The 1,466-nt window shown below is 43.7% G+C and carries 1 tRNA gene, 2 rRNA genes and 1 pseudogene; 1 reads left to right on the forward strand and 3 read right to left on the reverse strand.

The window, feature by feature from the left end:
• Positions 1-52: 52 nt before the first annotated feature.
• A pseudogene (locus CIK04_RS30750) lies at positions 53-755 on the forward strand (IS630 family transposase); the annotation flags it as partial.
• 108 nt (positions 756-863) lie between these two features.
• On the opposite strand, the gene CIK04_RS30755 reads toward CIK04_RS30750, so the two are convergent.
• From CIK04_RS30755 to CIK04_RS30765, 3 genes are all read right to left on the reverse strand, one after another.
• Positions 864-954, reverse strand: a tRNA-Ser gene (locus CIK04_RS30755).
• Between the two features lie 88 nt (positions 955-1,042).
• Positions 1,043-1,158, reverse strand: a 5S ribosomal RNA gene (gene rrf, locus CIK04_RS30760).
• A 126-nt stretch (positions 1,159-1,284) separates the two neighbouring features.
• Positions 1,285-1,466 (reverse strand): 23S ribosomal RNA (locus CIK04_RS30765); the annotation flags it as partial.

Genomic DNA, 1,466 nt, shown 5'->3' on the forward strand with positions numbered 1-1,466 from the left:
ACTAAAAGTATGATCTAATTGAGGCTGTTACTTCTTCGTAATAAATGACGCTATGGACAGTCTCAATAGCATTGATTTCAAAAAACTTGCTAGCCAACAAAAATCTATTCAAATGAAGATGCGATTACTCACATTGGCCCATTTTAAAGATGGTCACTCTCGAACCCAAATGGCTAAGTTCCTGAAGGTAAGTAGAACCAGTGTGAATAAATGGGTACAAACATTCCGTGAAGAAGGGCTTGAAGGACTGCAAGAGAAACCAAGAACGGGTCGCCCAGCAAAACACGACAACTCGACTTTGGGCTGAGCATGGCTCAAGACCAAGAGTGGTAAAACAGCAGCAGTTTGAATATGCGTATTTGTTTGGCTCAGTATGTCCCGCTAGAGGTATTGRCGAGGCAATGGTCGTTCCTYGGGTTAACAAGAACATTATGGTTGAGCATCTGAARCAGCTCTCCRCGGTGACCGAAAAAGGTCGTCACGCAGTGGTCATTATGGATRGCGCRGGTTGGCATACCAATGACATTGCTGAGCCATTTGATAATGTCAGTATCAYCAAGCTCCCACCCTATTCWCCAGAGCTAAAMCCGATAGAACAAGTGTGGAGTRGGTTAAGACAACACTATCTCGCCAATCCATCTTTTGCGGATTACGAAGGCATTGTCTCCAAAGTATGTAGGGCTTGGAATAGTTTTTTGGAATGTTCGGCCAGAGTCAGACAGATGTGTTCGAGAAGATGGATAGACCTGACAAGTGAATGTTCCAAACTAGTACACAATCGGTGGTTAACACAAATACCTTCTAGTTCTCAAACGTCAGAAATGACGAAAGCCTGCAAATTACTTTGCAGGCTTTCTATGTAGTGGCGGAGAGATAGGGATTTGAACCCTAGGTACGCTATTAACGTACGCCGGTTTTCAAGACCGGTGCTTTCAACCACTCAGCCATCTCTCCRCAAATTGTCCTAAAACTTAGTCTTACTTAAATAATGCTAGGTTTTAGTTTTGCTCTTAGACTTTAAYAATCTAAAAGCGGTAAGTAAGCCTGGCGATGTTCTACTCTCACATGGGGAAACCCCACACTACCATCGACGCTATTTCGTTTCACTTCTGAGTTCGGAATGGGTTCAGGTGGGTCCAAAACGCTATGGTCGCCAAGCAAATTCTTGCTTTTACTTTCAGCTTTTTCTAAAAACTGAAGGCAAAAAATCTGGAAAGCTGTTTGCGTTCTCTACACATTCAATTCGTTCTTGCTTTGAGTCCATCAAAACCCTTTGGGTGTTGTATGGTTAAGCCTCACGGGCAATTAGTACAGGTTAGCTCAACGCCTCACAGCGCTTACACACCCTGCCTATCAACGTTCTAGTCTCGAACAACCCTTTAGGATACTTAAAGTATCAGGGAAGACTCATCTCAGGGCTCGCTTCCCGCTTAGATGCTTTCAGCGGTTATCGATTCCGAACTTAG

This window comes from Vibrio sp. 03_296, from assembly GCF_002265885.1.